General features: G+C 62.3%; 7 protein-coding genes and 2 rRNA genes. 5 read left to right on the forward strand and 4 right to left on the reverse strand.

Annotated features, from left to right (window positions below; translation table 11 throughout):
- The first annotated feature begins 33 nt into the window (after positions 1-33).
- The 3 genes from pckA (at position 34) to VGG89_04355 (ending at position 2508) form a co-directional block, all read left to right on the forward strand.
- A complete protein-coding gene (pckA, locus tag VGG89_04345; protein HEY1975746.1) occupies positions 34-1605 on the forward strand; it encodes a phosphoenolpyruvate carboxykinase (ATP) in 1572 nt (523 codons plus the stop codon).
- Entirely contained in the window at positions 1602-2039 is a 438-nt protein-coding gene (locus VGG89_04350) for a hypothetical protein (GenBank protein HEY1975747.1), read from the forward strand. Before pckA ends, VGG89_04350 begins: the two co-directional genes overlap by 4 nt.
- Positions 2040-2106: 67 nt before the next feature.
- Positions 2107-2508 (forward strand): hypothetical protein, encoded by a 402-nt coding sequence (locus VGG89_04355; protein HEY1975748.1) that lies wholly within the window; start codon positions 2107-2109, stop codon positions 2506-2508.
- On the opposite strand, the gene VGG89_04360 is transcribed toward VGG89_04355, so the two are convergent.
- On the reverse strand, positions 2509-3018 hold the full coding sequence (locus VGG89_04360) for an HAD-IA family hydrolase (GenBank protein HEY1975749.1): 510 nt from the start codon (positions 3016-3018) through the stop codon (positions 2509-2511). It lies immediately after the preceding gene.
- Positions 3019-3065: 47 nt separating this feature from the next.
- Between VGG89_04360 and VGG89_04365 the strand changes: the two genes are divergently transcribed.
- Positions 3066-4118 carry a hypothetical protein gene (locus VGG89_04365; GenBank protein ID HEY1975750.1) on the forward strand — a complete coding sequence of 351 codons (1053 nt, stop codon included), beginning with the start codon at positions 3066-3068 and terminating at the stop codon, positions 4116-4118.
- Positions 4115-5353, forward strand: coding sequence for a diphosphate--fructose-6-phosphate 1-phosphotransferase (pfp, locus tag VGG89_04370; GenBank protein ID HEY1975751.1), 1239 nt, complete (start codon positions 4115-4117; stop codon positions 5351-5353). The genes VGG89_04365 and pfp overlap by 4 nt, the downstream gene beginning before the upstream one ends.
- A 37-nt stretch (positions 5354-5390) precedes the next feature.
- On the opposite strand, the gene VGG89_04375 is transcribed toward pfp, so the two are convergent.
- The 3 genes from VGG89_04375 to VGG89_04385 all read right to left on the reverse strand — a co-directional run.
- Positions 5391-6344 (reverse strand): tetratricopeptide repeat protein, encoded by a 954-nt coding sequence (locus tag VGG89_04375; protein HEY1975752.1) that lies wholly within the window; start codon positions 6342-6344, stop codon positions 5391-5393.
- Positions 6345-6626: 282 nt separating this feature from the next.
- Positions 6627-6743, reverse strand: a 5S ribosomal RNA gene (rrf, locus tag VGG89_04380).
- 112 nt (positions 6744-6855) lie between these two features.
- Positions 6856-7814 (reverse strand): 23S ribosomal RNA (locus tag VGG89_04385); the annotation flags it as partial.

Genomic DNA, 7814 nt, shown 5'->3' on the forward strand with positions numbered 1-7814 from the left:
CATCCGTAATCTCTTGTTTGCGAGGACCGAACAATTCTTACCGTTCCCGAAAAACTCAAGGCCGCCAAGCTTTGGCATAACCTCAGCGTTCCGGATCTCATCGAGCACGCCGTACGACGCGGCGAAGGCATCATCGGCACCGACGGACAGCTGATCGTCGACACGCGCCCGCATACGGGCCGCTCGCCGAAAGACAAGTTTTTCGTCAAGGAGCCGTCGAGCCAGGAGCATATCGACTGGGGCGACACCAACCAGGCAATAGAACCCGCGGTGTTTGACGCGCTGTTCGAAAAAGTCTCCGCCTACTTTTCCGAGCGCGAAGCCTATGCGCTCGACTGCTACGTCGGCGCCGACGAGAACTATCGCGTTCCGATCCGCGTCTACACCGAGTTCGCCTGGCACAATCTTTTCGCGCATCATCTCTTCATTACACCCGAAGAGCACGACCCGGGTTTCACGCCCGAGTTCACCGTGGTCGATGCGGCGCTGTTCCAGGCCGATCCGGCCCGCGACGGAACGCGCAGCTCGACGTTCGTGTTCGTGAACTTCGCCCGACGGATGATCCTCATCGGCGGCACCAGGTATGCCGGTGAAATCAAGAAGTCGATCTTCACCGTCATGAACTACCTGCTGCCGCTGCGCGATACGATGTCGATGCATTGTTCGGCCAACGTCGGTAAAGAAAAGGGCGACGTCGCGATCTTCTTCGGGCTCTCGGGCACCGGGAAGACGACGCTGTCGTCAGACCCGCACCGGCCGCTCATCGGCGACGACGAGCACGGCTGGTCGGCCGACGGCGTCTTCAACTTCGAGGGCGGCTGCTACGCGAAAGTCATTCGCCTTTCGGCCAAGGCCGAGCCGGAAATCTGGGCCGCGACCAATCATTTCTCGACCGTGCTCGAAAACGTCGTTTACGACGAGACGACGCGCAAGCTCGACGTCGACAGCGAAGCCAAGACCGAGAACACGCGCTCGGCGTACCCGCTCGAGTTCATTCCGAACATCGTGCCGGGCAGCAAGGGCGGCCATCCGAACACGATCGTCATGCTGACCGCCGACGCATTCGGCGTGCTGCCGCCGATCTCCAAGTTGTCGCGCGAACAGGCGATGTATCACTTCCTTTCCGGATACACGGCCAAAGTCGCCGGCACCGAACGCGGCGTTACCGAACCGCAGGCCACGTTCTCGACCTGCTTCGGCGCGCCGTTCATGGTACACCATCCAACGGTGTACTCGCGTCTGCTCGGACGCAAGATCGACGAACACGACGTCGAGTGCTGGCTCGTCAACACCGGCTGGACGGGTGGCCCGTACGGAATCGGCAAGCGTATGTCGATCGCGCACACCCGCGCCATGGTCAACGCAGCCATCGAAAACCGCATTCCGAAGGATTTCGAAGAGGAGCCGTTCTTCGGATTGCTCGTTCCGAAATCGGTGCCCGACGTTCCGTCCGAAGTGCTCAACCCCCGTCACGCGTGGCCGGATAAAGCTGCGTACGACGCGCAAGCCAAGAAGCTCGCGACGCTCTTCTTCGAAAACTTCAAACGCTTCGAAGCCCTGGCGGCCGACGCGGTGAAAGCGGTCGCGATCAAGCCCAAGGATTGAGCAGCTTCGAAGGTTTCGATCACGTCGACTGTCGCGTGCGTTCGCTCGCGGCAGTCGAGTCTTTTTACGACGCGCTTATGCCCGAACTCGGACTGCCGCAGAAACGCTTTTCGTACGTCGACGACGCCGGCGAGTGGCACGAGATCTCGAGCGAGCACCGCTACAACACCGTCGAGTATTTCGAATGCGCGCAGCCCGGGCGAGCGCCTTTCTTCTTCGGCCTCATCGAGCGGTCCGATCACGTGCCCGGATTGACGCGAATCGCTTTCCGACTCGAGCCTGACCGAATGCTCGAGCTCGAGGGCCGGCTTGCGGCAATGGGCGCTCGTAACGTCGAGCGGAGCGAGGACCTCGATGCCTACCCAGCCATCTTCTTCGAGGATCCGCAAGGTACCAAGCTCGAGCTGGTGGCCAGGCGTCCGGCCGTTGCGTAAACCGCACCCACGCGACTCTAATGGCAGGTTCAGCCTGCCCGAAGGCCCCGCCGGTAGAATGTGGGCAATGAAACTCTTTGCCCTCGCGGCCCTTGCCGCCGCCCTTTCACTTCCCGTCGCCGTCAGCGCGCAGCAAGCGCCGGCGCCGCCGGTCATGCAGCAAGCTCCCGCTGGGACGCAGGCAACGCCGAAGATCTACCGGCGCTGGTCGCGGTTACTCAACGGCGTGAACCTCTCGGACCAACAGCACACTCAGATCCAGGGTCTGCTCGATCAATACGCCCAGACGCATCCCGCCGGCTCGCAGCGCGTTCGCGGTGCGGCGCGTCAACTGCGCGATCAGATTTTCGGAATCCTGACCCCTTCGCAGCAATCGCAGGTGCAGCAAACCATGCAGCAAATGCGCTCGCAGCGCCAGCGGCGCTCGCAGACGCAGCAACAGTATCCCGCGCCGGGTGCTACGCCCTAACTAACGACTGGTCGAAAACTCAACTGCGCCTGCGGAAGCTCCCAGGCGCAGTTCCATAATTGCGTTAACGACGTAAGTGGCGCTGCGGGCGAAGTTCGGGGCACGGCCGCGCAGGATCGCCACGACGTCCATACCGGCTTCGCGCGCGGCGGCGATGCCTTGCAGCGTATCTTCCACGACCAGCGCGCGATCGGGTGTCACCCCCAAGCGCTCGGCCGCATACAAATAACCGTCGGGCGCCGGCTTGTTGCGAACGACGTCGTCGGCGGTCACTAGCAACGGCGGGTGCGGCAACTTGGCGTGCGCGATCAGGCGGCGCGCAAAGTCCGTTCCGCAGGACGTGACGATCGCCCAGGGTACCGCGTCGAGCGCGCGAAGGCATTCGAGTGCTCCGGGAAACGCATTCGCCCCGTCATCGACCAGCGTTCCGAACAGGTCGAAGAGAACGGCGTCGTACGTCACTCCGGCTGATTGTTCTTGCGGCATGCTTTGTTCTCGTATCTGCGTCATCGGGCTTAAACGTACCCGCCGGGTTTACCATTCTCACGATCGCGCAATTGCCCGGCGCGCGCGAACTCGCCGCACTGCCCAACGGCGATCTCATCGCGGGAACGCGCGGTTCCGACGTCTTCCTCGTCGGGGGCGCGGAAACCGGCGACGCGCACGTGCACCTTCTCGCTCGTCTTCCGGACACGCGGGCCTCGGGCGTCGCATACTCCGCCAGCCGGCACGAACTCTTCGTCGGAACGGAAAACGCCGTCTATGCGGCAGGCTACACGCCCGGCTCCGATCGTCTGGAAGCCCCAGCCGATCGCATCGCGCGCGTGAGGACGGGCAGCATCCCCCCGGATAGCGACGGCGACGTTCATCGCACGACGTCGGTCGCGTTCGACGACGCGCGCGACACGCTTTACGTTTCGGTCGGATCGTCGTGCAACGCGTGCGCGGAAATCGACGACACGCGCGCTTCCATTTTCGCCATGCGTCCCGACGGAAGCGACGTGCGCAAAATCGCCAAACGCATTCGCAACGCGATCGCGCTGACGGTCGAGCCGCAAACGCACGCCCTGTGGGCGGGCGACGCGGGGCAGGACGATTTACCGTACGGGCATCCCTACGAGTTCGTCGACAACGTAACGTCGCACGCCGGAATCCCGGATTACGGCTGGCCCGAGTGCGAAGAGAACCACCGCGCGTACGTTTCCGGCGCTTCGTGCGGCAGCACGATCGCGCCCGTGGTCGAACTTCCGGCGTACGCGACGATCGCCGGTGCGGCGTTCTATCCATCCCAACCCCGCGGGCGGTTCGCCTTCCCCCAAATCTATCGCGGAGGGCTCTTCGTGGCGGCACACGGCTCTTGGCATCGCACGAGTCTCGGCGCGTATGCGACCGAGCCGATGGTGGCGTTCGTTCCCATAAAGAACGGGGCGCCCGCGACGCCGGTAAATTGGAGCGATCCCCACACACAGTGGAACGCGTTCGTCAGCGGCTTTCAATCCGGAAATAGCCGCATCGGACGGCCGGTTGGCGTTGCCGTTGGATCCGAAGGCAGTCTGTTCGTTGCCGACGACGCCGCCGGCGCGATCTATCGCGTGAGGCCACAGCAATGACCGACACGCTTGCGATATTGGTCGGCGGAGGCCCCGCCCCCGGCATCAACGGCGTCATTGCGTCGGCGGCGATGGAAGCGTTCAACTACGGGTTGCGCGTCGTCGGGATCTACGACGGTTACCGCGATTTGGCAGCCGGACGAACTCCCGAAAGCATCGAGCTGACGTTCGACCACGTCTCGCGCATCCACACGGCCGGCGGATCGATCCTGCGCACCTCGCGCACGAATCCCGCGCGCGACGAAGCGACGCTCGATCGATGCGTCGCGATGCTGCAGGGCCTGGGCGTTCGTTATCTCGTCTGCATCGGCGGCGACGACACCACCTACGGAGCGGCGAGCATCGCGCGCCGCACCGAGGGGCGCATCGGCGTCGCTACGGTTCCCAAGACGATCGACAACGATCTTCCGCTACCCGACAACGCGCCGACCTTTGGCTTCGAAACCGCGCGTTCGGTCGGTGCCGGCCTCCTCGAAAGCCTGATGGAAGATGCGCGCACCACCGAGCGTTGGTACATCGTCGTTTGCATGGGGCGAAAATCCGGTGCGTTGGCGCTGGGCATGTGCAAAGCAGCGGGTTCTACCGTGGCGGTTCTCCCCGAGGAGTTTCCCGAGAACACGGAGTTGCTCGCCGTCGTGGACACGATCGTCGGCTCGATCGTCAAGCGGCGCAGCCTGGGACGTCAGCACGGCGTCGCCGTCGTCGCCGAGGGCATCGCCGAACGCCTATCGAGCGATGCGTTCGAGGCGGCCGAGAACGTCGGCCGCGACTCCTTCGGAAACATCCGGCTCGCGGACATCCCGCTGGGCGTCATCCTGCGCGACGGCGTCCGAAAACGCCTCGACGAAATCGGCGTCGACTCCATAATACACGCGAAGGACATCGGCTACGAACTGCGCTGCGCCAAACCGGTACCGTTCGACGTGGACTATACGCGCACGCTTGGCTTCGGAGCGGTACGCTACTTGATGGGCGGCGGCAGCGGCGCGCTGATCGCGCTTTCGGGCGGACACGTCGAGCCGATGGCGCTCGAGGATCTCACCGACCCGTCAACCGGGCGCATCCGCACGCGGCAAGTCGATCTCACGACCGAAGCCTACCGGGTCGCGCGCGATTACATGGTTCGCTTAGAACCCGCCGACTTCGAAGGCGCCAAACTGGATCGCTTAGCCGCGCAGACCGCGCTGGAACCGTCGGCCTTTAAGGCCACGTTCGAGCGCATCGCTATTCCTTGAGGCCGTCCAGGAGCGATTGCGCTTCGGCCGCCGCGCACTAACCGGCGCCGTGCTCGATCGAGTCGAGCAGCGCTTGCGCCTTTTGCGCTCCCGTTTGATCGTCGTCGATGCGGTAGTGGCGTAACGCATCCTGCGCCGACGTCTTCGCTTCCGCGCGATTCCCGAGTTTGAGCTCTATCTGAGCGCGCACGTAATATCCATCGCCGTCGTCGCTCTTCGCGGCGATGTACGCGTCGACGTTTTTTAAGCCGTCGTCGTATTGACCGTTATTGAGCTGCGACAACGCCAGCCAATAGTGTGCATTCGGTCCCGGATCGATCTTGAGGGCCGCATTGAAATCGGCGATCGCTTCGGGCCACTTCTTCTGGTCGATCTCCGCACGCCCGCGCTGGAAGTATCCCTCCTCGATCGAGGGATCGATGCGGACCGCCTCGTTGCAGTCCTCGACCGCCTTGGCATCGTCGCCGAGATTGACGTAGACGTGACAGCGAATCTCGTAGCCGTAGGCGTTGTCGCTGGCGGCCGAAATCGCGTTGTTGGCGTCGGCGAGCGCTGCCTGCTGATCCGCAAGATGCAGGTGCACGCGCGCCCGCGCGCGGTAGGCGTAGCCCGATTTGGGGTCGAGCGCGACGGCCTTATCGCAATCCGGAAGCGCCTCACTATTCTGACCGAGCTCGCCGCGCGAATCGCAACGTGACGCGTAGGCGTACGCATAGTCCGGATTGGCGGCGATCGCGGCTGTGTAGTCGGCAATTGCCGATTTCGAATCCCCGAGCGACTCGTAATCGTCGCCGCGATCCACTAAAGCGGTCGCGTCTTTGGGATGATTCGCGAGGTACGAGTCGAGCAGCGCAATCGACTCTTTATATTTGCCTTCTTGATACAGCGTCTCGGCGCGCGCAACATCGCCCGACGTTTCGGCCGGCGCCGCTGCCGGCAAAAAGAACGCCGAACTCGACGCCAGCGCGAGCGCGGTCAGCAAGCGTTTCATATGGCCGGGTTCGCTAAGCGCTATCGGCCGCCTTGGTACGATTGAACGCGGGGCCGATTCCCATCACGACGAGCATCAACCCAACGGCGTAGAAGGCAAATCCGTGACGGCGGCACGGGGTTGGGGACACGGATGGGTGTGAGCATAAGGGCCGGCGCTTCCGCAGAGGGTAACGACCGTTTCGGATCGCGTACTCGAACGCGAAGACCGCCGCGAGTGCGACGACGAGGGCGGCAAAACCAAAGAGCCCGCTGCGATTCACAGCGGGCTCTTCTCGATATAATCTGGCACCGACCTACTTTCGAGGGGCCCTGCGGCCCGACTATCATTGGCGCTGGCGGGCTTAACTGCCGTGTTCGGGATGGGAACGGGTGGAACCCCGCCGCCATGGGCGCCAGAAACCTGATCCCGTCGAGACCGCGAGCCGGAGCTCTAGCGTGTCTCGGCGGAAAGCTGTACAGAGAAGAACTTCCAAGTGCCGCGTACATGAAGGCGTTTTTGTGTGCGTTTATTAGTCAAAATATCCGAGCGATTAGTACCGGTCAGCTCCACACCTTGCGGTGCTTCCACCCCCGGCCTATCAACGTGGTGGTCTACCACGACTCTTCACCCTTACGGGATTGAGATCTCATCTTGGAGTCAGTTTCACGCTTATATGCTTTCAGCGTTTATCTGATCCGAACATAGCTACCCGGCTATGCTCCTGGCGGAACAACCGGTTCACCAGAGGTTCGTTCGACCCGGTCCTCTCGTACTAGGGTCCAAGCTCCTCAAATCTCCTACGCCCACAGCGGATAGGGACCGAACTGTCTCACGACGTTCTGAACCCAGATCGCGTACCGCTTTAATGGGCGAACAGCCCAACCCTTGGGACCTACTACAGCCCCAGGATGCGACGATCCGACATCGCGCGTCATTCCATCGTTCCCGATGGCGCAGACTATATCTTCACCTTTCTCGATGAATCGAGTTAAGGGCCGGCGTGTGATAGTGCCGATAGATTTACGCGCCGCAGCGCGTAGCAGTCACTATCTCATCGTTCTTGCGAACGAATCAGTCGTTACGGGGTCACACGCAGATCGCTCTCGCGTGGACTTCCCACGGTATTGTCCTCGATCCAGTCCTGAACCGTTCGGAGTTCACCGTTATAAGCCACATTTTTGGTGCAGAATTACTCCTGCAGCACCCCAATGTGTTAAGGTGCCAAACTGCGCCGTCTCTGTGGACGATTGGGCGCAATCAGCCTGTTATCCCCGGGGTAGCTTTTATCCGTTGAGCGCTGGCCGTTTCGTACTGTACCAGCTGGATCACTTATGCCTGCTTTCGCACCTGCTCGGCTTGTAGGCCTCACAGTCAAGCTCGCTTATGGATATGCCCTATCGGTACGATTTCCACCCGTACCTAGCGAACCTTTGCGCGCCTCCGTTACTCTTTAGGAGGCGACCGCCCCAGTCAAACTACCCGCCTGAC

The sequence above is a fragment of the Candidatus Baltobacteraceae bacterium genome (assembly GCA_036488875.1).
In the GTDB taxonomy this organism is placed as follows: Bacteria; Vulcanimicrobiota; Vulcanimicrobiia; order Vulcanimicrobiales; family Vulcanimicrobiaceae; genus JAFAHZ01.

What these genes read in the sequence shown, in the direction of transcription:
- VGG89_04355 (HEY1975748.1), top strand. Translation starts at nt 2,107, where the DNA reads ATGAAACTCTTTGCCCTCGCGGCCCTTGCCGCCGCCCTTTCACTTCCC.
- VGG89_04360 (HEY1975749.1), bottom strand. Translation starts at nt 3,018, where the DNA reads ATGACGCAGATACGAGAACAAAGCATGCCGCAAGAACAATCAGCCGGA.
- pfp (HEY1975751.1), top strand. Translation starts at nt 4,115, where the DNA reads ATGACCGACACGCTTGCGATATTGGTCGGCGGAGGCCCCGCCCCCGGC.
- VGG89_04375 (HEY1975752.1), bottom strand. Translation starts at nt 6,344, where the DNA reads ATGAAACGCTTGCTGACCGCGCTCGCGCTGGCGTCGAGTTCGGCGTTC.